Origin of the sequence: Burkholderia sp. Se-20373 (assembly GCF_017104705.1) — a bacterium.
Taxonomy (GTDB): Bacteria; Pseudomonadota; Gammaproteobacteria; order Burkholderiales; family Burkholderiaceae; genus Burkholderia.
In genome coordinates this window covers 1-25466 of record NZ_JAAGPH010000121.1, presented here as the reverse complement: position 1 = coordinate 25466, position 25466 = coordinate 1, and the positions used below count along the sequence as shown (strand labels likewise).

General features: G+C 61.7%; 30 protein-coding genes. 28 read left to right on the top strand and 2 right to left on the bottom strand.

What is annotated here, in order from left to right; all coding sequences use genetic code 11:
- A partial coding sequence (locus G3N96_RS29440) for a hypothetical protein (protein WP_206139365.1) occupies nucleotides 1-186 on the top strand: 186 nt, incomplete at its 5' end.
- Nucleotides 187-700: 514 nt separating this feature from the next.
- Here G3N96_RS29440 and G3N96_RS29435 read toward each other — a convergent pair.
- On the bottom strand, nucleotides 701-949 hold the full coding sequence (locus G3N96_RS29435; protein ID WP_206139364.1) for a hypothetical protein: 249 nt from the start codon (nucleotides 947-949) through the stop codon (nucleotides 701-703).
- 190 nt (nucleotides 950-1139) lie between these two features.
- Between G3N96_RS29435 and G3N96_RS29430 the strand changes: the two genes are divergently transcribed.
- The 27 genes from G3N96_RS29430 (at nucleotide 1140) to G3N96_RS29305 (ending at nucleotide 24902) form a co-directional block, all read left to right on the top strand.
- Entirely contained in the window at nucleotides 1140-1496 is a 357-nt protein-coding gene (locus tag G3N96_RS29430; RefSeq protein ID WP_206139363.1) for an HNH endonuclease, read from the top strand.
- A 152-nt stretch (nucleotides 1497-1648) separates the two neighbouring features.
- Nucleotides 1649-2125 carry a phage terminase small subunit P27 family gene (locus tag G3N96_RS29425; RefSeq protein ID WP_206139362.1) on the top strand — a complete coding sequence of 159 codons (477 nt, stop codon included), beginning with the start codon at nucleotides 1649-1651 and terminating at the stop codon, nucleotides 2123-2125.
- A 3-nt stretch (nucleotides 2126-2128) separates the two neighbouring features.
- Complete coding sequence (locus G3N96_RS29420) at nucleotides 2129-3844, top strand: terminase TerL endonuclease subunit (RefSeq protein ID WP_206139361.1); 1716 nt, start codon at nucleotides 2129-2131, stop codon at nucleotides 3842-3844.
- A complete protein-coding gene (locus G3N96_RS29415) occupies nucleotides 3841-4026 on the top strand; it encodes a hypothetical protein (RefSeq protein WP_206139360.1) in 186 nt (61 codons plus the stop codon). Before G3N96_RS29420 ends, G3N96_RS29415 begins: the two co-directional genes overlap by 4 nt.
- A 3-nt stretch (nucleotides 4027-4029) precedes the next feature.
- Nucleotides 4030-5289: a phage portal protein gene (locus G3N96_RS29410; protein ID WP_206139359.1), complete on the top strand. Its 1260-nt coding sequence runs from the start codon at nucleotides 4030-4032 to the stop codon at nucleotides 5287-5289.
- Nucleotides 5286-6254, top strand: a complete 969-nt coding sequence (locus tag G3N96_RS29405; RefSeq protein ID WP_206139358.1) for a S49 family peptidase — start codon at nucleotides 5286-5288, stop codon at nucleotides 6252-6254. Before G3N96_RS29410 ends, G3N96_RS29405 begins: the two co-directional genes overlap by 4 nt.
- A 102-nt stretch (nucleotides 6255-6356) precedes the next feature.
- On the top strand, nucleotides 6357-7664 hold the full coding sequence (locus G3N96_RS29400; protein ID WP_206139357.1) for a phage major capsid protein: 1308 nt from the start codon (nucleotides 6357-6359) through the stop codon (nucleotides 7662-7664).
- Nucleotides 7665-7723: 59 nt separating this feature from the next.
- Entirely contained in the window at nucleotides 7724-7909 is a 186-nt protein-coding gene (locus G3N96_RS29395; RefSeq protein WP_206139356.1) for a hypothetical protein, read from the top strand.
- A 6-nt stretch (nucleotides 7910-7915) separates the two neighbouring features.
- Nucleotides 7916-8482 carry a hypothetical protein gene (locus tag G3N96_RS29390; RefSeq protein ID WP_206139355.1) on the top strand — a complete coding sequence of 189 codons (567 nt, stop codon included), beginning with the start codon at nucleotides 7916-7918 and terminating at the stop codon, nucleotides 8480-8482.
- On the top strand, nucleotides 8482-8808 hold the full coding sequence (locus tag G3N96_RS29385) for a phage head closure protein (RefSeq protein ID WP_089452426.1): 327 nt from the start codon (nucleotides 8482-8484) through the stop codon (nucleotides 8806-8808). Before G3N96_RS29390 ends, G3N96_RS29385 begins: the two co-directional genes overlap by 1 nt.
- The gene (locus G3N96_RS29380) at nucleotides 8801-9223 is read left to right on the top strand and encodes an HK97-gp10 family putative phage morphogenesis protein (RefSeq protein WP_206139354.1); all 423 of its coding nucleotides are present in this window, start codon (nucleotides 8801-8803) and stop codon (nucleotides 9221-9223) included. The genes G3N96_RS29385 and G3N96_RS29380 overlap by 8 nt, the downstream gene beginning before the upstream one ends.
- Nucleotides 9220-9564 (top strand): DUF3168 domain-containing protein, encoded by a 345-nt coding sequence (locus tag G3N96_RS29375; protein WP_206139353.1) that lies wholly within the window; start codon nucleotides 9220-9222, stop codon nucleotides 9562-9564. Before G3N96_RS29380 ends, G3N96_RS29375 begins: the two co-directional genes overlap by 4 nt.
- Nucleotides 9565-9621: 57 nt before the next feature.
- Nucleotides 9622-10083, top strand: coding sequence for a phage tail tube protein (locus G3N96_RS29370; protein ID WP_206139352.1), 462 nt, complete (start codon nucleotides 9622-9624; stop codon nucleotides 10081-10083).
- A 27-nt stretch (nucleotides 10084-10110) separates the two neighbouring features.
- The gene (locus G3N96_RS29365; RefSeq protein WP_206139368.1) at nucleotides 10111-10578 is read left to right on the top strand and encodes a phage tail assembly chaperone; all 468 of its coding nucleotides are present in this window, start codon (nucleotides 10111-10113) and stop codon (nucleotides 10576-10578) included.
- Complete coding sequence (locus tag G3N96_RS29360) at nucleotides 10575-10856, top strand: DUF4035 domain-containing protein (RefSeq protein ID WP_206139367.1); 282 nt, start codon at nucleotides 10575-10577, stop codon at nucleotides 10854-10856. The genes G3N96_RS29365 and G3N96_RS29360 overlap by 4 nt, the downstream gene beginning before the upstream one ends.
- Before the next feature lie 13 nt (nucleotides 10857-10869).
- Nucleotides 10870-14970, top strand: a complete 4101-nt coding sequence (locus tag G3N96_RS29355; protein ID WP_206139351.1) for a phage tail tape measure protein — start codon at nucleotides 10870-10872, stop codon at nucleotides 14968-14970.
- Nucleotides 14970-15308, top strand: coding sequence for a phage tail protein (locus G3N96_RS29350; protein WP_206139350.1), 339 nt, complete (start codon nucleotides 14970-14972; stop codon nucleotides 15306-15308). Before G3N96_RS29355 ends, G3N96_RS29350 begins: the two co-directional genes overlap by 1 nt.
- Nucleotides 15309-15316: 8 nt before the next feature.
- Complete coding sequence (locus G3N96_RS29345) at nucleotides 15317-16690, top strand: tail fiber domain-containing protein (RefSeq protein WP_206139349.1); 1374 nt, start codon at nucleotides 15317-15319, stop codon at nucleotides 16688-16690.
- Between the two features lie 7 nt (nucleotides 16691-16697).
- On the top strand, nucleotides 16698-17381 hold the full coding sequence (locus tag G3N96_RS29340; protein ID WP_206139366.1) for a phage minor tail protein L: 684 nt from the start codon (nucleotides 16698-16700) through the stop codon (nucleotides 17379-17381).
- 49 nt (nucleotides 17382-17430) lie between these two features.
- The gene (locus G3N96_RS29335) at nucleotides 17431-18183 is read left to right on the top strand and encodes a C40 family peptidase (protein WP_206139348.1); all 753 of its coding nucleotides are present in this window, start codon (nucleotides 17431-17433) and stop codon (nucleotides 18181-18183) included.
- Nucleotides 18180-18743, top strand: a complete 564-nt coding sequence (locus G3N96_RS29330) for a tail assembly protein (RefSeq protein WP_206139347.1) — start codon at nucleotides 18180-18182, stop codon at nucleotides 18741-18743. The genes G3N96_RS29335 and G3N96_RS29330 overlap by 4 nt, the downstream gene beginning before the upstream one ends.
- The gene (locus tag G3N96_RS29325) at nucleotides 18740-22645 is read left to right on the top strand and encodes a phage tail protein (RefSeq protein WP_206139346.1); all 3906 of its coding nucleotides are present in this window, start codon (nucleotides 18740-18742) and stop codon (nucleotides 22643-22645) included. The genes G3N96_RS29330 and G3N96_RS29325 overlap by 4 nt, the downstream gene beginning before the upstream one ends.
- A complete protein-coding gene (locus G3N96_RS39920) occupies nucleotides 22645-22953 on the top strand; it encodes a hypothetical protein (protein ID WP_346778919.1) in 309 nt (102 codons plus the stop codon). The genes G3N96_RS29325 and G3N96_RS39920 overlap by 1 nt, the downstream gene beginning before the upstream one ends.
- Entirely contained in the window at nucleotides 22953-23669 is a 717-nt protein-coding gene (locus G3N96_RS29320) for a hypothetical protein (protein ID WP_206139345.1), read from the top strand. The genes G3N96_RS39920 and G3N96_RS29320 overlap by 1 nt, the downstream gene beginning before the upstream one ends.
- A 42-nt stretch (nucleotides 23670-23711) precedes the next feature.
- Nucleotides 23712-23924, top strand: a complete 213-nt coding sequence (locus tag G3N96_RS29315) for an HP1 family phage holin (protein ID WP_034207220.1) — start codon at nucleotides 23712-23714, stop codon at nucleotides 23922-23924.
- Nucleotides 23917-24414, top strand: a complete 498-nt coding sequence (locus G3N96_RS29310; protein WP_206139344.1) for a lysozyme — start codon at nucleotides 23917-23919, stop codon at nucleotides 24412-24414. Before G3N96_RS29315 ends, G3N96_RS29310 begins: the two co-directional genes overlap by 8 nt.
- Entirely contained in the window at nucleotides 24411-24902 is a 492-nt protein-coding gene (locus G3N96_RS29305) for a DUF2514 family protein (RefSeq protein ID WP_206139343.1), read from the top strand. The genes G3N96_RS29310 and G3N96_RS29305 overlap by 4 nt, the downstream gene beginning before the upstream one ends.
- Nucleotides 24903-24949: 47 nt before the next feature.
- Here the strand turns inward: G3N96_RS29305 and G3N96_RS29300 are convergent, their stop codons facing one another.
- A complete protein-coding gene (locus G3N96_RS29300) occupies nucleotides 24950-25381 on the bottom strand; it encodes a DUF5677 domain-containing protein (protein ID WP_206139342.1) in 432 nt (143 codons plus the stop codon).
- Nucleotides 25382-25466 lie beyond the last annotated feature (85 nt).

Genomic DNA, 25466 nt, shown 5'->3' with positions numbered 1-25466 from the left:
GGCATCGGCTTCCTTCAGCACCCCGATAATCTGCTCTTCGCTGAACCGCGACTTCTTCATGACAAGGTTTCTCCTGCGGCCTTGCCACTAACTTTACAGTGGGATACTTCAGAGGGGGAAGGTCACCTACCCATAAATTTGATGAGACGTGAGGATGCACTGCTCTGTTTGTTCCGCGCACGTTAATGAGCGGTCATTCGACTGTCACATAACACGGGTGAGTGGCTTCGTTAGACGCAGACTCTCAAGCCACATGTATGTCGCCGTGAGACCGGAGCCGACGGTGAGCAACCCTTCGCGCTTCGGCAGCGTCCTCTGGTAGTTGACATGAGTCAGTCGATTTGACGTCGCCTGTTTGGTCCGGGGAAGCCTTATACACATAAAGTGCTTGTAAACCCGTTCTCGTTTCGCTATATTGACGACGTCGGGCGCGAAATGCGCCCAAATGAAGCCCGCCCGGATTACCGCGCGGGCTTTTTTGTTTCGATGGAACAGGTATAATGAGCGTGCAGCAGCGACGAAATGCATCGGCCCCTAGCTTTTCTTCGCATGATCTTTCCGTTCGAAAGGGCGGTCGTAGTGTTATATAAGGTAAAGAGCCGATGTGCTCGCGATCACAGTTCATCGTGGGCGCTGTTGCTGCTGCCTCGCATCGTCCAAAAGCCCGCTGGTGTAAGCCTCGCGGGCTTTTTCCGTTTGCTCAACCGAAAATGCTAGCCTTGGACTTCAATGCCTCGTGACCGTCCCACGTGAGCCGGATATTGCCCCTGTCGCTAATGTCGACCAACCCCCGATCAGCAAGCAAGTGGATATGGTGATTGATGGCATCGTCTTTCGATACGTCGTTTTCGGCTAGCGCATAGCGGATTCCGCTTCCCGTCAGGTATCCGCTTTCACTATCCTCAAGAACTTTGAGGATCGACTGCATTAACTTGTTGTCTCGTTTCATTTGGCCTCCAGGCATTGATCAATGCCGGCTATTCCGGCGAAGTCATTGTACTAGGCGCTACCAGATGCGATGCGAGCGACGTAAGCCGTGGCACGCGGTAATTTGCTATGACGCAGAAAATACCGGCCTTGTCCTGCCGTACTCGCAGCGCATCCGACCGAAGCCGATGCCGCTCGCACCGTGACCTCCTATGCCAATTCGCATTCTGAAGCCGTGTAAGCACCGTGGTTGCGGATCGCTTGTTGCGGGCGGCAAATCGCATTGCAATCAACACGCGCATGAAGCGGTCAAGTGGAGGCCCGACACAGTGCGCGGCAATCGGCATGCGCGCGGCTACGGAAGCGTATGGGAGAAGATCCGGCAACGCATTCTGAGGCGCGATAGCGGTCTCTGTCAGCCCTGTTTGCAAGCGGGGCGCGTGACGGCCGCCACTGCCGTTGACCACGTCATCGCGAAGGCGAGGGGCGGTGCCGACTTCGACGAGAACCTGCAAGCAATCTGTCGTGACTGTCATGCGGCGAAGACGGCGCACGAGCGGTTGCGGTGACGAGGGAGTGGCCGTGCCGGTCGTTGGCCGCCCGGCGGATGCGCCGAGCCGGGAGGGGGCGTGACAATGTCTAAAAGGCGTCGCCTTTGGGACCGCCCGCTTCGTCGAATTTTTACACCCGCGAAAAATGAAATTTAAAGGTTGAGCGAAATATGCCCGGAGTTGCGGGCCGCTCCGGACGTCGACCGAAGCCCGTTGCAAGAAAGGAGGCCGCAGGGAATCCGGGAAAGCGGCAGTTAAATACCCAGGAACCCGATTTCGGCCTGGTCACAAACATCGAAGCGCCGGAGTGGCTCGACGACGCAGCAGTGGAGATGTGGGAGCGCGTTGCGCCCCTGCTGTGTAAGCAGAAAATCCTCCAGTTCACGGATCTGCACAACGTCGAGATCTTCTGCGCTGCATATGGCAATTGGCGCCGTGCGCAAGAGCAGTTGGCGAAAGAAGGCCCCGTGGTGATGGGGGCGCAGGGCGGGCCGGTGAAAAACCCGGCCGCGACCGTCGTCAAAGAGGCGGCCGGTCAGATGGCAACGTTCGGAGCCATGCTCGGACTCGACCCGTCGAGCCGCCAGCGCCTGATTGGTCCGAAAAAGAAAAACGCCGGCAATCCGTTTGCCGATCTGCTGGGTTAAAGCATGGCACGAGAGTCGTTTCCGCTGGTCGCGCGAGCGAACCAGTTCGCGCGCGACGTTGTGCGCGGAAAGGTTCTCGCATGTCGGTGGGTAAAGCAGGCGTGCCAGCGCCATCTGGACGACATTGTGGCCAGCCGGTCTGCCTCGTTCAAGTACAGATTCGATTCCGCGAAAGCAGAAAAGAAGCTCCGGCTGATTCAGCTTTTACCGCACACGAAGGGCGAATGGGCCTATAAGCGGCAGCTCGTCACGCTGGAACCATGGCAGCTCTTCGGACTTGCGTGCACGTTCGGTTGGGTCAAGAAAAAGACCGGATTTCGACGGTTCCGCGAGTCGTATTGGGAGGTGCCGCGTAAGAACGGCAAGAGTGTGATTGCCGCAGGCGTCGGCATTGCGATGTTCACCGCGGACGACGAATTCGGCGCCGAAGTGTACTGCGGCGCGACGACCGAGCGGCAGGCATGGGAGGTCTTCCGGCCGGCCCGTCTGATGGTCAACCGTTCCCCGATGCTCGTCGAGCACCTTGGTATCGAAGTCAACGCGCAGGCACTCAATCGCCCGGAAGACGGTAGCCGTTTTGAGCCGATCATCGGGAATCCGGGCGACGGTGCTTCTCCGTCGTGCGCGATCAAGGACGAGTATCACGAGGACGATACGAATGTTCAGTACGAGACGATGCTCACGGGCATGGGAGCGCGTCGACAACCGCTGATGTTCATCATCACGACGGCCGGCGCGAACATTGAGGGTCCGTGCTTCGACAAACGCCGGCAGGTGATCGAAATGCTCGAAGGGACGGTTCCCGACGACGAGCTTTTCGGCTGGATTTGGACGATCGACGAAGGGGACGATTGGACGGATCCGCGAGTGTTGGCGAAGGCCAATCCGAATATCGGAATTTCGGTCTACCAGGAGTATCTGGAGAGCCAGCAGCAGCGGGCCATTAATTCAGCGCGCTTCACGAACACGTTCAAGACGAAGCACCTTAACGTGTGGACCTCGGCCAAGGCGGGCTATTTCAACCTCGAAGACTGGAAGGCTTGCGAGGACCGTTCGCTGACGCTTGAACAGTTCGAGGGGCAAGACAGCGTGCTCGCGTTCGATATGGCGCGCAAGCTCGACTTGAACAGCATGGCTCGACTTCTATGGCGCGACATCGACGGGAGGCGGCACTACTTCTGTGTTGCACCGAGATTCTGGGTACCGGAGGACACGGTGCGCAATACCGACAACCGTCGTATGGCGGAGCGGTATCAGGCGTGGGTCAATCAGGGTTATTTGCTCGAAACGGATGGAGCGGAGATCGACTATCGAGACATTCTCGAGGAGGCGAAGGACGCAAATCGGTTGTGCCCAGTGCAGTGCACGCCGTTGGACCCGCACGGTTCGACGAACCTCTCGCATCAGCTCGAAGATGAAGGGCTGACGCCGGTCACGATCGTGCAGAACTACACGAACATGTCCGACCCGATGAAGGAGCTTGAGGCGGCGATTACCGCAGGCCGATTCCATCACGACGGTAATCCGATCATGACGTGGTGTATCAGCAACGTCATCGGCAAGAACCTGCCGGGAAATGACGACGTGGTGCGTCCGATCAAGCAGGGCAACGACAACAAAATCGACGGCGCCGTGGCGCTCATCATGGCGATGGGGCGCGCGATGCTTGCCGATCGCGTCGATTCAGAGTCGATCTACGATCAAGGAGTAGGCGTTTGAATTCAATTGGCATTGCGGCTTGGGTGGCCGGCCTGCTTGGGTTTGCGTTGCTGGTTACTGGCGTGGTGCTGATCAGCTTGCCGGCCGGGTTGATTGTTGCTGGCGTCCTGCTTCTGATGTGGGCGTTTTTGGCGGATCTGGCTGCGGCCAGGGCCGCACGCACGGCTCATCCGAAGGAGTGACCCATGTTCTTCAGTAGGCAATTTCTGTCCAACGGCGGTCAGGCGCAGATGGGCGGTGGAGGATGGTTGTCGGCACTTTTAGGTAGCTCGCGTTCAGATGCCGGTCAGGTGGTTACGCCAGCGAGCGCGTTGTCGCTGACGGTCCTGCAAAACTGCGTCACGCTGCTTTCGGAGAGCATCGCGCAGTTGCCGATCGAGCTGTATGAGCGTTCGGGTGACGACAGGAAGCCGGCGATAGATCACCCTCTGTATTCGATCCTGAAACACGAGCCGAACCCGTGGCAGACGCCGTTTGAGTATCAGGAGCAATCGCAGGTTGCGGTGGGTCTACGTGGCAACAGCTACAGCTTCATCGATCGCGACCAGGATGGAGTTATCCAGGGGCTGTATCCGCTCGATAATGAGGCGGTGACGGTCATGAAAGGCTCGGACCTGATGCCGTTCTATCGGGTCTACGGATCCGATCCGATGCCGAAGCGGATGGTGCATCACGTTCGATGGATGTCGATTAACGGCTATACCGGATTGTCGCCGGTTCTGCTTCACGCAAACGCAATCGGGCATGCGCAGGCAATTCAACAGTACGCCGGTAAGTCGTTCATGAACGGCACTGCGCTGTCAGGCGTAATCGAGCGGCCGAAGGAAAGCCAGGCGCTCAAGGATCAGGCCAGCGTTGATCGAATCACGGACGGCTGGAATGCGAAGTTTGGCGGGTCCGGCAACGCGAAGAAAGTCGCTCTGTTGCAAGAAGGCATGACCTTCAAGCCGCTGTCGATGACGAATGTTGACGCAGCGCTGATCGACGCGCTGCGCTTGTCGGCGCTCGACATCGCGCGGATTTACAAGATCCCGGCTCACATGGTGAACGAACTGGAGCGAGCCACGTTTAGCAACATTGAGCATCAGTCGCTCCAGTTCGTGATCTACACGCTTTTGCCGTGGGTCAAGCGGCATGAGCAGGCGAAAACACGAGACCTTTTGCTGCCGTCGGAGCGGAAGCAGTACTTCATCGAATACAACCTCGCCGGGCTGCTGCGTGGTGATCAGTCGTCGCGATACGCCGCATACGCGGTCGGGCGTCAGTGGGGCTGGCTTTCGATCAACGACATCAGGCGACTCGAAAACATGCCGCCAGTCAAGGGTGGCGACATCTACCTGAGTCCGATGAACATGGTCGATGCGTCGAAGCCGCAACAATTCCCCGGCGGGAAGACCGAGCCGACGAAAGCGCAGATCGACGAAATTGGGAGGATCCTATCTTGAAACCGCACCTCAGACTCGCAAGTCTGATTTTCAATCAGCCGCAGCTCGTCACGGACCCGATGATGTCGCTCGCGGTGCAGTGGGCGAACCAGGCACTCAACCTGAACATCGTCAACCTGACCGTGAACGGCGTGCAGCCCAAGATCATGGAGGATGACGAGTTCGACAGCGGGGCGCAGATGGCTGCGGCGTCGGAGCGTCGCCGTGCCCTGGTGGCCGATACCGGGATGGACATCATTCCGGTATCGGGAATTCTGGTGTCGCGCTCGGCGCATATGAATCCATGCGAGCCGATGACCAGCTACGAGGGTTTGCGTACAGCCGTGAATCAGGCGGTTGCGGACCCGGCCGTCGAACATATCGTTCTCGATATCGACAGCAACGGCGGTAGCGCGACCGGTGCGTTCGAGCTGGCTGACGACATTCGCGCCGCATCGCTGGTCAAGCCGATCACGGCCATCGTCAATTTCTCGGCCTTCTCGGGGGGCTATCTCATCGCTGCCGCGGCTTCGAAGGTGATCGTCAGCCGGACGTCGGGCGTCGGGTCCATTGGCGTGATCGCCAACCATCTCGACGTTTCGCAGCGTGACGAGCAGCAAGGGATCAAGGTGACTTCGGTGTTTGCCGGCGATCACAAGAACGACCTGACGCCGCATGAGCCGCTGAGCGATCAGTCGCTATCGTTTCTTACCAGCATGGTGCAGAACAGCTACAAGCAGTTTGTCGACGCGATCGCGAACTTCCGTGGCTTGAGCACGCAGGCGGTGAAGGACACCCAGGCGGGCATCTTCTTTGGGCAGCAAGGTGTCGACGTCGGGCTTGCGGACAGCATCGAGACGCCGCAGGCAGCAATCAACCGGATCGCTGCGGAAGTACGCGCATCACGAGCCGAGCGTCAGGGCGGGAGCACCCGACGTAGTGTGTCGGCGCGTGCGGCGGCAATGAATATGCAATCCATGATGTAGCCAGTCGCAAAAAATCGGATTTCCACGATCAACGTCAGAACGCGTTCGCGTCTCAGTTGAGCACAGCCACCTTCGGGTGGCATTTTTTTTAGGAGAAGGGTAGTGAACATCAATGAACTCCGCCGCGAACGTGCTGCCATCAATCAGCGTGTTCAGGCATTGGCCCAGATCGAGGTGGGCGGCACCGCGTTGTCGGTCGAGCAACAGACCGAATTCGAGCAGCTCAGTTCGAAATTCAACGATCTGACCGCGCAAATCGAACGCGCGGAAGCTGCAGAGCGCATGGCCGCAGCAGCAGCAGTGCCGGTCGATCCGACGCCGGCCGCAGTTGCTGCGCCGGGTGCAGCGTCCGTGGCCGCGCAGCCGAAGGGCCAGGAAGTGAAGGGCGCAAAGATGGCGCGTATGGTCCGCGCTCTCGCGGCGGCGCGTGGCGACGCACAGCTCGCTTCGAAACTCGCGATCGAGCGCGGCTTCGGCGAGGAAGTCGCGATGTCGCTCAATACGCTCTCGTCGAGCGCAGGCGGCGTGCTCGTGCCGGAAAACCTGTCGAGCGAAGTGATCGAACTGCTGCGTCCGAAGTCCGTCGTTCGCAGGCTCGGCGCACGTACGCTGCCGTTCGAGAACGGCAATGTCACGATGCCGCGCCTGAAGGGCGGTGCCATCGTCGGCTACATCGGAGCCGATAGCGACATGCCGGCGACGGAGCAAAAGTTCGACGATCTGAAGCTGTCGGCGAAGAAGATGGCCGCGCTGGTGCCGATCGCGAACGATCTGATCAAGTACGCGGGCGTGAATCCGAACGTCGATCAAATCGTGGTCGGCGACCTCACTGCCGCGATCGGCGCGCGTGAGGACAAGGCGTTCATCCGCGACGACGGTACGGCGAACACGCCGAAGGGCCTGCGCTTCTGGGCGCTCGAAAGCAACGTCCTTAAGGCAAGCGACGGTTCGACGTTGCAGAAGATCGAAACCGATCTCGGCAAGGCCATTCTCGCGCTCGAAAACGCCGATGCGAATCTGACGCAACCCGGCTGGATCATGGCGCCGCGTACGTTCCGCTTTCTCGAAGGCCTGCGCGACGGAAACGGCAACAAGGTCTATCCGGAACTCGCAAACGGCATGCTTAAGGGCTATCCCGTCGGGAAGACGACGCAGGTGCCGATCAATCTCGGTGAAGCCGGCAAGGAATCGGAGATCTACTTCACCGACTTCGGCGACGTGTTCATCGGCGAAGCGGAAACGCTCGAGATCGACTACAGCAAGGAGGCGACTTACAAGGACGCGGCCGGCGAGGTGGTCAGTGCATTCCAGCGCGATCAGACGCTGATCCGCGTGATCGCGAAGAATGACTTCGGCCCGCGTCACGTCGAGTCGATTTCCGTGCTGGCCGGCGTGACCTGGGGCGCGTAAGCGATGTCGCAACCGTGCGGCTCGATCCGTCGCGTTCGGGCCGCCAATTGGAGAAAAACATGAAGGTGGTCAAGTTCAAGCGGCATTACGCGCAGTACACGCCGGGCGACATTGCGGGGTTCGTGGATGAGCATGCAGATCGGCTCGTCGATGCGGAAATTGCGGTGATGTCCGAACATGAGCCGAAGGAAACAAAGGCGCAAGCGAAGGCCGAACCGCTCAAGCCCGCCGCGGCGAAGGGGTAATCCGAGATGGCTGCTGTTCTCGTCGAATACCTGGACGACGCGGAGCCGCTTACCTTCGAAGACGTTGCGATTCAGTGTCGAATTGATGACGAAGAGGAACGGGAGTTCATCGAGCACACGGTGATTCCCGGTGCGCGTCAGGCGGCCGAGCGGAAGTCAGGGGCCGCGATTCGAAAGGCGCGGTACTTTGAGCGGCTGGCGGGTTTCCCGGTAGGTGATTTTCCGCTCTCGATCGGGCAAGCGCTGCGCGTCGACAGCATCGAGATTCGCGATGGCACCGGCGCGGCGTCGACACTCGACCCGAAAGGGTATGAGCTTGTTCAGCTCGGGCGTGAAACGTTGTGCGCGTTGCTTGGAGCCACTCACTGGCCGAACGCGCGAGCAGTGACGATCACGTATCAGGCAGGAATCGACATCGACAAGCACCCGTCGGTGCGGTCATGGATGCTGCTTGCGGCTGCGTGGGCTTACGACCATCGAGAGCTTTTTTCCGAAGGCCAGGCAATTGCGCAGATGCCGGACGGTTATGCAGACCTACTGCTCGACTCGATCACCGTTCCTCCGAGGTTTTGATGAAAGCCGGGAAACTGAAAGAGCGAATCGTCATCGAGCGGCCGAGCGGGGAAGAAAACGAGAACGGCGAGCCGCTACCGGATGCGTGGGTCGTGCACTCGCGACCTTGGGCCGATGTGCTGTTCGTGAACGGAAAAGAGCACGTCGTTTCAGGAGCAGTTCGAGGTTCGACGGTCGCCAGCATGCGTATTCGATATCGGGCAGGGCTCGACGAGCAAATGCGTGTGCGATACGACGGGCGGCTGTACGACATCACTGCAGTTTTGCCTGCCCGGACACGTGGGTATCTCGACCTGTCGGTAAAGGTGGGAGAAAAGTATGTCTAGCGTCCAGATTCTCGGGCTCGCCGATCTGCAGGCCGATTTCGCGAAGCTTGCTAAGTCGCAGTCAACGAAGGCGCTCCGACGCGCGACATTGGCGGGCGCTAAGGTAATTCGTGACGAGGCACGCGCGCGAGCGCCGAAAAAGACAGGGAAGCTGAAGCGGAACATCGTTTCGGCGTCGCTTCGACAGAAGGAGTCGCCTGGTATCGCAACGGCTGGAGTGCGTGTACGAACGAAGGGCGGGGCCGATTCGCCGAACAATGCTTTTTACTGGCGATTTGTCGAGCTCGGCACGCAGCAGATGCGGGCGCAGCCGTTCGTACGGCCATCGTTCGACACCTCGATCGACCGGGCCGAGGGTGCGATTCGAACCGAGATCGCGCGTGCGATCGATACGGCGATCGGAGGTCGGTTTTGAGCACGCTGGTAATTCGAGATGCAATTGGTGTGATCGGCGCTGCCAAGGGCTATGTCACCGTCGCACCTGCCAAGGCGACGTCTCCCTACTACGTTGTGTCACGTGTGAGCGGAGCGCGCGATATGGCAATAGGCGGGGCGACGGGCGGCAAGGCTGGCGCGTTCCAGATCGACGTGTATGCCAAAACCTACACCGAAGCAGATGCGCTTGCTGACCAGGTGATCGATCGCGCATCGACGAGCGGGCAGTTTTCTGTCGGTGGCATTGACGAGCTTCCCGACGACTATTCGAGCGAAACCGGAGATTTCCGGGTAAGTCTCGAAATCTCCGTTCAGTTTTGACGGACTTAGATGTGTGTACGGCCCGCCGAGTGCGGGCCTTTTTCGTTTGAGGGGTATATGGCCGAGAAAAGCAAGCGCATCAAGGCGCAGGGTACCAAGGTCGAGGTTTCGAAGACCGTGTCGACGGACCTCGAAAGCAAAACGCTCACGTTCGTCGATCTCAACACGACGGGCAAGACGTTCCAGTGGCAGGGCGGCCAGTCGTCCGAAATCGATGCAACCACGCTCGCCAGCGAGGAAAAGGAGTACGAGCTGGGGTTGCCCGATCCGGGCGAGTTCTCGGTCGACGGTAACTTTTCGTCGACTGATGAGGGGCAGGGCATTCTTCGCGCAGCGCGCTCTACCGGGGAAAAGCGCGTCTTCCGTGCGACGTTCGTCGATGGCTCGCAATTCTTGTTCGTCGGCATGGTGCGGCAGTACACGTGGTCGGCTGGCGTGGATGGCCTCATTGCCGCGACGTTCAGTGTGCGCGTCAGTGGCTCGCCGAAACTGACGCCGCCTGCTCAGCCGGCCGGCTAATCGATGGGTCTCACCAAGGGAAATCTGATGACAAAGAGTCCGATAAAAGCCGGCGCGCTGCGCGCCGCAATTTTGAATCCGCTCGCCGGTTGGCGGCACGAACTGCTCCCGATGCCGGAGTGGGGCGGGGAAACCGTGGCAGTGCGCGAGCCGTTGCTGGAGGATCGAGCATTCTGGCTCGAGCCGCTGCGCCTGGCTGCTGGCGTTGAGCTCGGCGACGACGAGGAAGCGGCTCGCGCGAAGTACGAGCGTGTCAGTGCGGAAGAGCACAAGCTGGCCGCCGCGCGCCTGTTCGTACGCGTTCTATACGTCGAGACGGCGGCCGGATGGCGTCGCGAATTCGAAGACGGTGACGCTGCCGCGGTCGCGACCGCATACGGTTCCGCGCACGATCGCATCGTCAACAAGGCGATCGAACTCGGCAATCTCAAGGCTGGCGCGGAGGACGATGGAAAAAAGCCCTCCGCCGAAACCCCGATCTCCGACTCGAACTGACGCTGGCTTTGCGGCTCGGCAGGACACTTGCCGAGCTGCGTGCGCAGATGTCCTCGGCTGAGTTCGCATTGTGGCAGGCGCTGGATGCCGAGTCGCCGATCAGCGATGACCGTTACGACTTGCACGCAGCGATGGTGGCATCGGCAGTGTTCCAGGCGCAGGGTGCGAAGGTGAAAGTGTCAGACATGCTGCCGAACTGGGGTGGCGGTGAGGTGGAGAGTGCTCAAGAGGTTGCGGACGATCCGTTCTTCATGGGCCTCATGAGCATGGCAAAGTAGGCGGAAAACAACTATGGCAACGAGTCTGCGCGAGCTGATTGTCAGCGTAACCGCGAATACGACCCAGTACGATCGGCGCATGCAGCAGCTTGGGTCGACGGCCAACGGCTATTTCAATGCGGTTCGGGACGGAGGCCGGATTGCTGACGCAGCGTTTGCGTCGAACGCGTCGAGCGTACAGGTCACGGTCCGCGCGATCGAGTCCGCGCGCGGCTCGCTCACCGCCTACGCGCAGGCTGCTGCTGCTGCGTTCGGCGTGCACCAGCTGATCGAGTATGCCGACGAATGGACGAACCTGAGCAACCGGCTCAAGATCGTCACGCGCGATCAGATCGATTTCGCGGTCGCGCAGAACGACGTGCTGCGAATCGCGCAAGCTACGCGGCAGCCGCTCGATGCGACTGCCGAGCTGTATCAGCGGATCGCGAACAACACGTCGCACCTGGGCCTGTCGATAAAGCAGGTTGGCCCGCTGGTCGAAACCATCAGTAAGGCGGTTGCGCTGTCGGGCGTGTCGGCCGACACGGCGCGCCTCGGGATCGTGCAGCTCGGTCAGGCGTTCGCATCCGGCCAACTGCGCGGGCAGGATCTCAAGAGCGTACTGGAGGAACTGCCGGGCGTTGCCGATGCCATCGCGCGCGGCATGGGTAAGGGCACGTCCGAGTTGAAGGCGCTGGCCGAAGACGGCAAGCTGACCGTCGAGAACCTGATCGACTCGCTCAAGAATGCAGGTTCGAGCACCGACGCGCTATTCGGAAAGGTCGATATGACGGTCGGGCAGGCGATGACGCGCCTGCAAACTGAAATCGTCGCGTACGTCGGGCACGCGAATGAGGCGACTGGTGCGAGCGCGAAGCTGGCGCAGAGTGTGATCTACGTTGCAGATCACCTCGACCAGATCGTAGCGATCAGCGCGTCGCTTGTAGCCGGTCGGGTCGGGCTCTATTTCGCGATGACCGCGGCGGCCGTCGGCAAGTCGGCGATTGCGTGGAACGCCGAGCGGCAGGCGTTGCTCGCGAAGGCGCAGGCGGAAAACGCGGCTGCGCTCGTCACGATTACGAAGGCGCAAACTGATCGCGATGCCGCTGCGGCTAAGCTGCAGAGTGCGCAGGCGTCGGAAGTCGCGGCGGCGGCCGAGCTGGCGGGCATGCGGGCGATGCGAGAAAGCCTCGGGATGCAATCTGCCCTGACGGCTGGTTCGATTCAGTACACGCAGGCGAAGCTCGCCGAGGCTCGCGCGATCGAGGCGAGCGCGGTGGCGCAGGTCGCGGTCGCACGAACGAATCTGGCGAATAGCCAGGAGATCGGCAGGCGAATCGCCGGCACGCCGTACGCGGCGGTGATCGCTCGCGAGACGGCGGCGGCGCAGCGCGAGCTGACGGGGGCAGAGGCATCGCTGGCGCTGGCACAGCAGCGTCGCGTGGCGCTGGAGGCTGCGGCGGCTAAGGGCACTGTCGACCAGACGCGTTATGCGGCGGCTTTGGCCGAGACGGAGAGAGGGCTCGCTGTCGCCGAGCGGCAGGTCGCGGCGGCGACACAGGCCCGCGAGCGGGCCGAGCGCGCGGTGACGGCGGCGACAGCGGGCCTCGCCGCTGCGACCGAGCGAGCGGCGGTGGCGCAGACTGTCGCCGCGCGCGCGGGCTCGCTGATGCGCTCGGTCGGGTCCGGAATGCTGGCGGTTATGGGCGGCTTGCCCGGCATCATCGCGACGGTCGGCACGGTGGCGCTTGGCGCCGCGGTGAATTGGCTGGTGTTTCGCGATCACGCGAGCAGCGCGACGTCGAGCCTGATCGATATGCAGGCGCCGCTCGACCAGATCATCGAGAAGTATCGTCAGCTGACGCCGCTGCTGCAGGAGGTCGAGCGCAATCGCGCGAAGCAGGCGCAGACGTCGGCGCGCAGCGAGGCAGCGGACGCGTACAGCAGCCTTGCGGCGCGCGCATCGCAGAGCGTCATCATTCCCGGGATCGGTGACAGCGGGCCGATCGTCACCGACGAAAATCAGGTTGCACTCGATCGGTTCATTGAAGGGCTGAACCGGATCAAGACGGAAAACCTCGGCGTCGACGAGAAGTCGCGCGAGATTGCGGCGCTGGTCGGTGTCTTTGTCGATGCGACGCAGGGCGGTGCCGATCTTCGCGCCGAGCTGGTGCAAGCCGCGTCGGCGATCGACACGGCTGGCGCGGCGGCCGACAAGGGCACGCGCACGCTTGCCGCGATGGATGCGGCAGCGCGCGGTGCAGCCGACGGTATTCGACTGCTCACGGAGGAGAATAATTTCTTCGCGGGCGGCATGGCGGCCGAGGCCTGGAACAAGTACGTCGAAAAGCTCAAAGAGGCCTCCGACGTTATCGGCATGACCACGCAGCAACGCGCCGAATACGAAGCGAAAACGAAGGGCGCGAACACTGCTGAAGCCCGGCAGGCCGGTTTGATTGCGGGGCGTGCTGACGCCTACAAGTCGCTGGAAAAAGCCATTCAGGATAAAGACGCGAAGGCCGAGGCCGGCGCGCGGCGGAATATCGACAATCTGACGCGCGAGCTCGCGCTGATGAATCAGCAGATGGTCGTCGCCGGTGCCCTGGCCGAATTTCAGGCGGATCTCGTCAGCAAGAAATTCGAGAAATTCGGGTTCAACGCTGACGCGGCACTCGCGGCGGCTGCCGCGCGCGGCAAAAAGGCGTTTGACGACACGGTGTCGGAGTCAGCCGGCCAGGTCGCGCGGATCGGCGTCAACGCGCCGGGGCTCGCGCACAAGAGTCGTTCCGGCGGTACGAGGGCCGAGCCGGAAAGCCAGCGCATGCTCGACAACATCGCGCAGCGCATTGCGCAGCTGCGCGTCGAGGCCGTCGCAACCGACAAGCTTACGCAGTCGGAAAAGGATCGGATCGGGTTCGACCAGAAGCTGGCGGATCTGGCGACGAAGCGCGCGAAGCTGACCGACGGCGACAAAAGCTTGATTCGTGATCAGGCTGCAATTCGCGCGGCATACGACCGCGCTGTGCAGCTGGAGAAGGAGGTTCGTTATCACGAGGCGATCAACAAGCTGAAGGAGCGCAGCGCGCAGATCGATGCGGAGCTGGCCGACTACGCGTCGGAGCGTCAGCGCGAGGTCCAGCGCGAGCTGGCGGCGTTGCCGATGGGCGACAACGCGCGCGAACTGAACCAGGCGACGAGTCGCGTCGGTGATGAATTCAGGCGCCGGCGCGACGATTTCACGAAGGGTGCGCGAAAAGACGGCACGCTCGGCTCGCCTGAGTACCTTGCGGAAATCGACCGCATCAACCGGGCCGAGGCTGATCAGGTCGAACGCGAACGTGGCTACTTCGACCAGCGGCTCGCGCTTCAGCGCGACTGGCGCATCGGTGCGAGTCGAGCGGTGGCGCTGTATCAGGAGTCCGCGGAAAACGCTGCAGGTCGGGCGGAGGACGCATTTACGAGTTCGTTCCGGAGCATGGAGGATGCGCTCGCCTCGTTCGTGTCCACCGGCAAGCTGGATTTTCGGGGGCTCGTCAACAGCATGATCACGGATCTCGCGCGGTTCGCTGCGCGGGCCGCGATGGCGCCGGTGTTCGGTGCGCTTGGTTCGGCGCTCGGATTTGGCGCAGCCAGCGCGGGTGGATTCAGTTCGTCGTCGCTGCTTGGTGGTGTGTCGGGCGGGTTGTCCGGCATGTTCGGTGCGGGTGGCGGCAACGCGTACGGCTTCCATCTCGCGGCCGGCGGGCAGGTAACGGGTCCGGGCACGTCGACGAGCGACAGCATTCCGGCGTGGCTCTCCAACGAGGAATTCGTCGTGAAGGCTGCGGCGGTGCGCAAACCGGGCGTGCTCCGTCTGCTCGAGGCGATCAACAGCGGCCAGGATCTCGGGTTCGCGAAGTTTGCGAACGGCGGGCTGGTTGGTGGCGGCTCGGCAGGTGGTGGCGTGCTTAGCGCGCAGGGCGGCGGAATCGAGCTGAATATTCCGGTGACGATCGACGGCGGCACGGGCAACGCGTCGCAGATGATGGCGAGCGCTGAATTCGTGAAGAAGCTCACGCAGATGGTGCAGGGGCTGATCGCGGTCGAAAGTCGTCAGGGTGGGGCGCTCTGGAAATTGAAAAACGGGATGGGGTGATGACCGACACGTTCATCTGGTCGCCGACGGTCGAGGGATTCGGCGGCGATACCACGCTGCGTGTGCGAAAGGCCAGCTTTGGCGATGGGTACACGCAGCGAGCGGCCGATGGCCTAAATAACCGGCAGACGCCGTACAACCTTCGATTCGTGGGGAAGGCCGACAAGATCTCGGCAATCCTCGCGTTCCTGGATGCGCATGCCGGCTCGGTGTCGTTTTTCTGGACACCGCCACTTCGGCCGCAGGGACGATTCGTATGTGAGAAGTACACCGAGCCGGTGAAGAACGGCAACGTGTACACGATCACGGCGCAGTTTGAAGAGACGTTCGCGCCGTAGAGGGAAACATGTCAATACTGCAAAAAGCAAATCTTGGTGTAGCGCCCAGCGGCGCTGGTGGCGACGATCAACGTACGGCGAATATGCGGTTTAACGCGAACGTCGATGCACTCGCCGCGCGCCTGCCGCTCGAGTATACGTATCTAAGTGATAACTCGGACCTCCAGCCGAGTCATGTCGGCACGCGCTTTTGCCTCGTGATGGACAAGGCTGGCAAGGTCGTCAAGTTTCCGAATGCCGCCTCGGTACCGCAGAACGCATGCATTCACCTTTTCAATCTCGGTCAGACTGTAACCATCGGGGTGCAGCCCGGGGACGGTGCTTCGGTCAGTATCCTGAATAACGGGGATTGGGCCGAGTACGTGTCAGACGGCGGTGCCTACTGGCACGTCGTTGGGCGCGGTCGCGTATCTTGGAATGAGACTGTCGGCGGGGATCTCGCCGTAGGCGGCAGCGTCTCAGTAGCCGGCGGCGTTTCTGCTGGCGGCCGGATCATTTCTTCCGGTGAAGTGCAATCAGCGAATTCCACGGCGTTCCGTTGTGTGAATGGGCAGCATGGGGCCATGCTGCGGAACGACGGTTCCAACGTCTATTTCCTCCAAACGAAGAAGGGCGATGTGTGGGGCGGGTGGAACGACTTTCGGCCTTTCTCGTGGGGTTTGGAGGACGGCGCAGTCAGAATCGACTATGGTGGCGCTGGTTGCTACATCGGATCGCGGCCGACTTGGAAGGGCGGCTTAACGCCGTGGGATACCGGAAATCTTGCCAATCCGATGACGCTCGACGGCGAACAAAAGGTATCGGGCGTCAAACGCTTCACTGCGCCGACGTACTACTCGTCAATGACAAACTTCGGGAGTCGGGTCACGATTAGCGCCAGCGCGCCGGACGGAAATTGGGCGAACGCCCCGCTGGTGATCTCTGGCTATCCCGGCGTCGGCTCGATTGGGATTGGTAGCACTGATGCGGCGATCAACATTCGCTGTTCCGCAACGGGCGGCACGCTGGACGTTGTGTCGTATACGTCCGCCGCGTTCGCGCCGGTCGCAGCATCGGCATTCAACGTCAACTCGGATCGAGCGATCAAGGACGAGGTGAAGACGATCGAAAATGCGATCGAGAAGCTCAAGCGGCTTCGCGGCGTCTCGTACATCATGAAGTCGGACGAGACTCGCGCGCGTCAGCTTGGGGTCATCGCACAGGAGGTCGCGAAAGAATTTCCGGAGGCCGTGACCGAAACGAGCATGCTGATCGATGAATCCGGTGTGACCGTGTCGGAAGGTGGCAGGCCCATGCTGGCGGTCAATTATTCTGCACTGATCGGCCCGTTGCTTCAGGCGTTCATTGAGCTGGAAGCGCGAGTGTTGGCGCTGGAGGGGTGACTCGCATATGGGTATCAAATCCGATATTCAGCAGCTGGAGCCGGGGCATCGTATCGAGCTGTTCGAAGTCGATTGCACCGCGATTAATGGAGACGTACTGCGCTTTCACGGTCACCTGCAGTCGACGTCGATCGTGTGGCAGGGCCTGGAATACAAACCGTGGCCGATCCAGGCGGCCGGATTCGAGCGGACGTCGGACGCGCGGCAGCCGGCGCCGACGCTGACGGTGGGCGACATTAACGGCACGATTATGGCGCTCTGCGTCGCGCTCGATGATCTGGTCGGCGCGAAGGTGTTCCGCCGGCGCACGCTGGCGAAATACCTCGACGCGGTGAATTTTCCGAACGGCAACCCGACCGCGGATCCGAACGAGCAATGGCCGCCTGAGCAGTGGCGAATCGAGCAGAAGAGCGACGAGCAACCTGGCGTGCAGGTCGAATTTACGCTGTCGTCGCCGCTCGACTTCGGCGGTCAGCAGGTGCCCGCGCGTCAGATCGTCGGCACGTGCCAGTGGCGCTATCGCGGGCCCGAGTGCGGATACGTCGGCATGGTCTATTTCGACAAACACGATAAGCCTGTGACCGATCCGGCGCTCGACCGCTGCAGCCAGAAAATCAGCGGGTGCGAATGCCGGTATGGCGTGAACAACCCGCTGCCGTACGGTGGTTTTTTGTGCGACACGCTCGCCTAGACCGACGGCCAACCACTCTTCACGGACCCGCCAATCGGCGGGTTTTTTTATGGACGAACGAATCAAGCAAGCGATCGCGGCGCACGCGCTCGCCGAGTACCCGCGCGAGTGTTGCGGGCTGATCGTGGAAACCGCTTCGGGAGACTTGTATGTGCCTGGCCGGAATGTCGCTGCGGCACCGACCGAGCGATTCGGGCTGGCGGCCGAGGATTACGCGGATGCGGAGGATATGGGCGAAGTCCGTGCGATGGTGCACTCGCATCCGAATGGGACGGCGCAGCCGAGCATGGGGGACCGCGCAATGTGTGAGCGCGCCGGCATCCCGCGGTGGGTGATCGTCTCTCTCGGCGTGCAGGCCGACGGCTCAATCGGAATCGACAACTGGTGCGAGTTCGAGCCGAGCGGCTACGTTGCGCCGCTTTACGGTCGGGAATATGTGCACGGCGTGCTCGACTGCTACTCGCTAGTGCGTGACTGGTATCTCGCCGAGCGCGGGATCGCGCTGCCTGATTTCGAGCGCGAGGATGGGTGGTGGGCCGATGGGTATTCGAACCTGTATATCGCGCACTACCAGGACGCGGGCTTCCTCGATATGGGGCGGGACGCGCAGCTCGAGCCGGGCGACGTGCTGCTGATGCAGGTCCGGAGCAAAAACGGCGTGCCGAATCACTCCGGCGTGTATCTGGGTGACGGCATGTTCGCGCATCACATGTACGGGCGGCTGTCATGCCGTGCAGTGTGGGGTTCGATGTGGCGGGATAGCTGCACGACCGTGCTGCGTCATGTCGGAGGTGCCAAGTGACGGAGACGCTACGCGAGGTGAGGCTTTACGGGATCGCCGGCGCGCGATTCGGCCGGGTGCATCGTCTGGCCGTCTCGTCGACTGCGGAGGCCGTGCGCGCACTGTCGGTCCTGATCCCTGGCTTTCGGAAATTCCTGCTCGACGCGCGCGATAACGGGCTGACGTTCGCGGTGTTCAACGGTCGCCGAAACCTGAGCGAAGACGATCTGGGCGCGCCGGTCGGCGGCGAAGCGATCCGGATAGCGCCGGTAATCATCGGCAGCAAGAGCGGCGGTTTGTTCCAGACGATTCTCGGTGCGGCGCTGGCCGTGGCTGGCTTCGTGTTCAGTCAGCCGACGCTGATCGGCCTGGGCGTGTCGATGGCGCTCGGCGGCATCACGCAGATGCTGAGCCCGCAGCAGGCCGGGCTTGCCGGTGCGGCCGACAACGGCACGTCGTACTACTTCAACGGCGCGGTGAACAGCGCCGCTCAGGGCGAGCCGGCGCCGCTCGTGTACGGCGAGATGGTCGTCGGATCGAAGGTCGTCAGCTCGGGCATCTACACAGAGGATCAGGTGTGAAGAAGAACTACGCGGAATCCGGACCGAAGCGGATCAGCGGGGCAAAGGGCGGCGGCGGTGGCGGGAATGGTGGCGGCGAATCGCCGGACAACTTGCATTCCATCGCGCGCGCGAAGGTGCTCGACGTCATTTCCGAGGGGCCGATCGTCGGCCTGGTGAGGGGCATGCAATCGGTCTTTCTCGATGGCACGCCGATCCAGAATTCCGACGGCTCGGTCAACTTCCAGAATTACAGCGTCGACGTTCGCACGGGCACGCTCGATCAGGAATTCATGCCGGGCTTTCCCGCGGTCGAGCGCGAATCGGCCGTAGGTGTGCCGCTGACGTCCGATGCGCCGTGGGTGCGACAGGTGCAGAACACGCAGCTGTCGGCGGCCCGTATTCGCTTCGGCCTGCCGGCGCTGCAAAAAAGCGATCCGGCGACCGGCGTGTTCGGCTACCGCGTGGAATATGCGATCGATCTGTCTGTCGACGGAGGTTCGTATGCACAGGTGCTGTCGTCGGCATTCGATGGCAAAACGACGTCGCTCTACGAACGCTCGCACCGGATCGAGTTGCCGCGCGCGACAACGGGCTGGTTGGTCCGTGCGCGGCGCATTACGCCGAACGCACACAGCTCACTGATCGCGGACACGGTGAACATCGAGGCGATCACGGAGGTGATCGACCGCAAGCTGCGCTATCCGATGACGGCGCTCGTTGGCATGACGTTCGACGCGCGATCGTTCTCACAGGTGCCGGTGCGGTCGTACCACGTTCGCGGCCTGATCATTCGGGTACCGTCGAATTACGATCCCGAGACGCGCACGTACTCGGGGGCATGGGACGGGACATTCAAGCCGGCCTGGACGAACAACCCGGCGTGGATTTTCTACGACCTGCTGCTGAACGATCGCTACGGCCTCGGCAAGACGGTCGACGCGTCGATGATCGACAAGTGGGGGCTGTACGAAATTGCGCGGTATTGCGACGTCATGGTGTCGGACGGCAGAGGCGGCGTCGAACCGCGCTTCACGTGCAACTGCGTGATCCAGTCGGCGGCCGACGCGTACAAGGTGCTGCAGGATATTGCCAGCGTGTTCCGCGGCATTTCGTACTGGGGGCCGGGTGCAGTAGTCGCTTCCGCGGACATGCCGTCCGATCCGGTCTACGTGTACACCGCGGCGAACGTGATCGACGGGGCGTTTCGCTACGTGGGGAGCGAGCGCAAGACGCGGTACACCGTCGCGCTCGTCAGCTACAACGATCCGTCAAACCAGTACAAACAGGCGGTCGAGTATGTGCCGGATGACGACGGCATCGCGCGTTACGGCGTCATCAAGACGCAGGTAACGGCGTTCGGCTGCACGTCGCAGGCGCAGGCGCACCGGCTCGGGCGATGGCTGCTCCTGACGTCGCGCTACGAATCGGGCACGGTGTCGTTCAAGGTCGGGATGGATGGCGTGCTGGTCGGCCCGGGGCAGGTGATCGCGATTGCCGATCCACGAAAGGCTGGTCGTCGCATCGGCGGGCGCATTCGCGCGCTGGCCGGCAACGTCGTTACGCTCGATAAGGCGCCGACCGTGGCGCCCGGCGATCGCTTCACGGCGATTCTGCCGTCGGGCGTTGCACAGTACCGTGCGGTGAAGTCTGTTGATGGCGACGTGCTCACGCTGGCGGATCGCTTTGACGCGGACCCGGTGCCCGGTGCTGTGTGGATGTTGGAAAACGCGGAGGTCGCGGCGCAGCTCTATCGCGTCGTGAGCGTTCAGGAAGGCGACGACGACGGGCGCATCGAGTACACCATCACGGCGACGATGCACGAGCCGGGGAAGTACGCGGCAATCGACGACGGCGCACAGATTCAGCAGCGGCCTGTGACGGTCGTGCCGCCATCAGTACAGGCGCCGCCGACCAACGTGCGCGTGACGACGTACTCGGCCGTCGATCAGGGGATCTCCAAAACGACGATGGTGATCGCGTGGGACGCAGCGGATAACGCCGTGACGTACCTGCCTGAATGGCGGAAGGACAACGGCGAGTGGGTCAGTGTGCCGCGCACGGGCGGCCTGCAGGTTGAGGTGCCTGGGATCTATCAGGGGCGTTACGTGGCCCGCGTGCGCGCGCAGAATGTGATGGGCGTTACGTCGCTGCCGGCGATCAGCGCGGAAACGCAACTGAAGGGCAAAACGACGCCGCCGCCGGCGGTTGCGTCGCTCAAGGCCGCTGGCATCGTGTTCGGGATCAATCTCGATTGGGCGTTCCCGGGAGACGGCACGGCCGGAGATACGCAGCGCACCGAGCTTTGGTACAGCCGCACGCCGAGCCGCGACGATGCGATCAAATTGTCGGATTACGCGTATCCCCAGGCTTCGACGTCTTTGCAGGGGCTCGCGGTCGGCCAGGTGTTCTATTTCTGGGCTCGGCTCGTCGACACGTCGGGAAACGTCGGGCCGTGGTATCCGGCGGTGGGGCCTGGCGTGCAGGGGCAGCCGACGACAGACCAAGGGGAATACGAAAAGTATTTCGCGGGACGGATTTCGCACTCGGCGCTGGGCGAGGATCTGCGCAAGCCGATCGATGCGATTCCGGGCCTTCAACAAGGCGTCGCGGATAACGCGAGCGCAATCGAAAAGGAGATTCACGATCGCACGGACGCGATCGCGAAAGAGGCTCGGGACCGGGCGGACGCGGTGGCCGAAGAGGCGCGGCAGCGTGGCGCCTCGGTCACGGCCGAGCAGAAGGCGCGGCAGACGGCCGACAGTTCGCTCGGGCAGCGCATCGATACCGTGACGGCCAGCGTCGGCGATGCGGCGGCAGCCATCAAGCAGGAGGCAACCGCGCGCGCCGACGCCGACGGAGCGCTGTCGACGCGAATCGATACCGTCGTCAGCAAGGCGAATGACAACGCTGCGGCCATCTCTTCGGAGGTGACGGCGCGAGCGACCGCGGACACAGCGCTCGGCAAGCGCGTGGACGCCGTGACGGTCGACGTCGGCGCGAACAAGGCGGCGATCACTGCCGAGCAGCAGGCCCGTGCCGATGCCGACGGCGCGCTGTCGACACTCATCGATTCGACGACTGCGACGGCGAACGCGAACAAGGCCGCGATTGCAGCGGAACAAAGCGCGCGCGCCGATGGCGACTCCGCATTGTCGAGGCGGATCGACTCCGTATCGGCGCAGATCAATGTTCCGATGGCCGGCGACAGCGGCCAAGCAGCCGGATCGACGCTGGTAATGGCGGGCGTCTATTCGGAGCAGTCTGCGCGGGCCGAGGCCGACATGGCGCAGGCGCAACGTTTTGAATCCGTCACCGCGCGGATGCAGTCGACACAGGCGAACCTTGTGGCCGACATTCGCACGGAGTCGAAGGCCCGGGCGGATGCCGATAGCGCGCAGGCCGAGCAGATCACGACGGTACGTGCTCAGGTCAATGAAAACTCCGCTGCTGTTCAGACGGTTGCGCAGTCGTACGCCGACCTGAACGGGCGCGTGTCGGCGTCGTATCAGATCAAGACGCAGATCACGTCGGACGGACGCACGTACATCGCCGGCGTTGGCATCGGTATCGACAACAACGGAGGAATTGTCGAGTCACAGGTGTTGGTGTCGGCGCAGCGCTTCGCAGTGGTCGATCCGAATAACGGCGGCGCTTCGATTGTCCCGTTCGTGGTGCAGGGCGGACAGGTGTTTCTTCGCCAGGCGCTCATTGGTTCCGGGTGGATCACGAACGCGATGATCGGCAGCTACATCCAGTCCGACAACTACATCGCGGGCCGGCAGGGCTGGCGGCTCGATAAGAGCGGCTGGTTTGAAATCAACGCGTCCAACGGCAGCGGGAATCGGTTAGTGCTCGACGGTAGCAGTGTGCGTGTCTATGACGGTAACGGCGTGCTTCGCGTGCGCATGGGGATGTGGTGATGGCGGCCGGACTTCAGATTTTCGACAGCGCCGGCCGTCCTATCCTCGACGCGATGTCGCGTGCTGGGCGGGTTGTCGGGATCGTGCATACGGGCGGGAATGACGGGAGTGTCGCGGCAGATATGTCCGGCGGGGAACCGTTTTGGGCGTTTATGCCGGATCAGATTTTTTACCGAGTGTCCGGCGCAGAGCCATCGCCTGTTTTATCGATCGACAGAGCGCGCGTGACTTGGCGCTATAGCGGTAACGCCAGTGGGTCGAACGCGTATGTGAAGGTTCCTGGATGGATTGTCTTTGGAGTGTATTGATGCCGGCAGGATTTCAAGCATTCACTGAAACGGGCGTGTATCAGATTGATGGCTCAACACCGAACTATCAAATGGTGCAGGCAATGTCGGCGAATTCGGCGGACGGAGTGCTCCAACTGGCCCTCAACGATGCCGGAAAGCCGTTCTACACGACGTTGCCGAACGTGTCATTCTCGTTCAACTCGACTGCTGGGCCGATGTATGGAGTGTATGCGTCGGATAACGTCGGAGTCACGATATGGCGCACGGTGCGAAGCGGCAACACGTACACGCTGACGTTTATCACGGAGCGTGCGTGTATGGTCTACCTGTTCCTGTTTGATCGTGTTCCGCCGGCATCCGGAAATTTCGGCCTACAGGTGTTCAACGAACGGGGCGACCTGATCGCTGACTCGTCGAAGCCGTTTTTGCGTGTACTCGACGTTATCTACAACGAGTACCTGCCAGGGGTAGGGTGGGACACGCTCGGAGCCCCAGGCGCGCCGTGGTATTCGCGGACATACGGCGTGCCGGTCATCGTGTCTGGAATTTATCCGGTTCGTCAGGCTTGGAGCTATGACCCGGCAGGCGTCGAATTGAGCTCGATTCGCGTGAGCGGAAATACGATTTCGTGGGGAACAACAATGTATGGAGGTGGGCGAAAGCCAAATTGGTCGGGATTTCGAGAGCAATGGCATTCGCGCTTCATGGTGCTGGATGCGACGGGGATTGTGTGATGGGCCGCCAGTTTGAGCGGCCCTTTTCATTACGGGGAACAGATGCGAGCGAGTCCAACTGAAGTGGCGAGCTACGTGGGGAGCGTTACTGCGGTGGCGTCGTCGCTGACGCTGACTGACATTGGGGTGATCGTCGGTATTTTGACGGCGTTCGCGACGTTCGGACTCAATTTCTTTTTCATGTGGCGGAAGGATCGTCGCGAGCAGCGAGAGTCGGATATGCGCATCATGGAGATGGAGAAGCACGATGGCTGAAGTGCCGAAGAAGACGCTTGTGGGTGTGGTTGGGGCTGCTGCGGCAGCCCTTCTTTTTTCGATGGTCCCGAAGTTCGAGGGGGAGGTGCTGGTTGCTGCGCCGGACCCCATCGGCATCGTTACCGGATGCTTTGGAGATACGAAGGACGTGAAGCTCGGTCAGCAGTTCACCCATGACGAATGTGTTGCACGGCTTGAGAAGCGGTTGATCGAGCATGCAGAACCGGTTCTGAAGTGCACGCCCAGCCTGAAAGGGCATCCGAATCAGCTCGCGGCTGCGGTGAGCTTTGGGTACAACGTCGGGACGGGAGCATACTGCGGCAGCACTACTGCGAAGCGATTCAACGCGGGGAACTGGAAGGGGGCATGCCGTGCAATGAATGAATCGGATAGCGGCAAGCAGCAGTGGGTGTATGGCGGTGACCGCGTGCTGCCGGGGCTGGTGAAGCGGCGTGCGTTTGAGCGCTCGCTGTGCGAACGGGGGCTGTGATGCTGCTCGATCCACGCTTCTGGTTGGCCGTTATAGCCGCCATCGTCATCGGTGCTGCTGGCGGTTATTGCAAGGGACATCGCGACGCCGATCAATCGTCCATCGTTGAAACACAGGCGAAGCGAATCCGGGATCTAGTCGCCGAGCGCGACGAGAGCAGCCGGATCGCTCGCAAGCAACAGGGGAATGCTGAAGATGCTTGGAAAAAACGCGACCTGGCGCGTGCTGATGCTGCCATCGCTGCTTCTGCTGCTGACGGCCTGCGTCGGCAAGTTGCCGAACTCGTCGACAGGGTCCGCGGTTCCGCCTCTTCGGCCGGAGGCCCGGCAACCGGCGACGCCCTCGATCTGCTCGCCGACATGTTCGGCCGGGCTGACGCGAGAGCGGGAGAGTTGGCGGCGATCGCTGACGAGCGGGGAATTGCCGGCCAGCAGTGCCAGGCCGACTACGACGCCCTGATGCTTACCGGTAGAAGAAATTCTATGTAATTTTCCAGTCGGACCGGAAAGGATGGACGGGAATTTCGAAATGCGACTTACGCGACTGGCGCGATAGAACTATCGGGAGCGGGGGCTGAAGGTTCGTTGAGTTCTCGATACGCGTTCACTAGCGAGGACAGTACTTCCTTCTCGTCTGCGGTGCCGAAGCGGCCCACAAACCCGTCTAATGCAAGCAACAACGAGCAGGCCGCAAGAAGCAAGGTGTCGGCAAATTCCACATAGTCAGGGCCTATGTGCAGGCCGGTTATCTTCCCTGCTGCGTTTACTTCAACGTGATGCTGCAGAGAGGTGGCGGACGGGTGGGCGTCCTGTGAAAGAGCGCGGTAGAGGACCGTATATAGGTTCGATGCACCTATGTCCTCCGCCAGTCCGCGAAGGTCGATATCCTGATGCGTCCCTGGCTTACCAATGTCGTCAAGCAACGCGAACCTGTCCGCATTTTTGTGGGCGAGGCGGTTGAACAGCACGTTATCCGCGCGCCTGCATAAATCGCTCTCCGAACAGGATAGCAAACTGGTTCATCGCTGATTTCCAGTCGAAGGCGGACCGCAC

Bases quoted from the DNA above. Each gene is read 5' to 3' on its own strand.
- G3N96_RS29435 (WP_206139364.1), bottom strand. From the start codon at position 949: ATGAAACGAGACAACAAGTTAATGCAGTCGATCCTCAAAGTTCTTGAG.
- G3N96_RS29430 (WP_206139363.1), top strand. From the start codon at position 1,140: ATGCCAATTCGCATTCTGAAGCCGTGTAAGCACCGTGGTTGCGGATCG.
- G3N96_RS29425 (WP_206139362.1), top strand. From the start codon at position 1,649: ATGCCCGGAGTTGCGGGCCGCTCCGGACGTCGACCGAAGCCCGTTGCA.
- G3N96_RS29420 (WP_206139361.1), top strand. From the start codon at position 2,129: ATGGCACGAGAGTCGTTTCCGCTGGTCGCGCGAGCGAACCAGTTCGCG.
- G3N96_RS29410 (WP_206139359.1), top strand. From the start codon at position 4,030: ATGTTCTTCAGTAGGCAATTTCTGTCCAACGGCGGTCAGGCGCAGATG.
- G3N96_RS29395 (WP_206139356.1), top strand. From the start codon at position 7,724: ATGAAGGTGGTCAAGTTCAAGCGGCATTACGCGCAGTACACGCCGGGC.
- G3N96_RS29390 (WP_206139355.1), top strand. From the start codon at position 7,916: ATGGCTGCTGTTCTCGTCGAATACCTGGACGACGCGGAGCCGCTTACC.
- G3N96_RS29385 (WP_089452426.1), top strand. From the start codon at position 8,482: ATGAAAGCCGGGAAACTGAAAGAGCGAATCGTCATCGAGCGGCCGAGC.
- G3N96_RS29380 (WP_206139354.1), top strand. From the start codon at position 8,801: ATGTCTAGCGTCCAGATTCTCGGGCTCGCCGATCTGCAGGCCGATTTC.
- G3N96_RS29370 (WP_206139352.1), top strand. From the start codon at position 9,622: ATGGCCGAGAAAAGCAAGCGCATCAAGGCGCAGGGTACCAAGGTCGAG.
- G3N96_RS29365 (WP_206139368.1), top strand. From the start codon at position 10,111: ATGACAAAGAGTCCGATAAAAGCCGGCGCGCTGCGCGCCGCAATTTTG.
- G3N96_RS29355 (WP_206139351.1), top strand. From the start codon at position 10,870: ATGGCAACGAGTCTGCGCGAGCTGATTGTCAGCGTAACCGCGAATACG.
- G3N96_RS29350 (WP_206139350.1), top strand. From the start codon at position 14,970: ATGACCGACACGTTCATCTGGTCGCCGACGGTCGAGGGATTCGGCGGC.
- G3N96_RS29345 (WP_206139349.1), top strand. From the start codon at position 15,317: ATGTCAATACTGCAAAAAGCAAATCTTGGTGTAGCGCCCAGCGGCGCT.
- G3N96_RS29340 (WP_206139366.1), top strand. From the start codon at position 16,698: ATGGGTATCAAATCCGATATTCAGCAGCTGGAGCCGGGGCATCGTATC.
- G3N96_RS29335 (WP_206139348.1), top strand. From the start codon at position 17,431: ATGGACGAACGAATCAAGCAAGCGATCGCGGCGCACGCGCTCGCCGAG.
- G3N96_RS39920 (WP_346778919.1), top strand. From the start codon at position 22,645: ATGGCGGCCGGACTTCAGATTTTCGACAGCGCCGGCCGTCCTATCCTC.
- G3N96_RS29320 (WP_206139345.1), top strand. From the start codon at position 22,953: ATGCCGGCAGGATTTCAAGCATTCACTGAAACGGGCGTGTATCAGATT.
- G3N96_RS29315 (WP_034207220.1), top strand. From the start codon at position 23,712: ATGCGAGCGAGTCCAACTGAAGTGGCGAGCTACGTGGGGAGCGTTACT.
- G3N96_RS29310 (WP_206139344.1), top strand. From the start codon at position 23,917: ATGGCTGAAGTGCCGAAGAAGACGCTTGTGGGTGTGGTTGGGGCTGCT.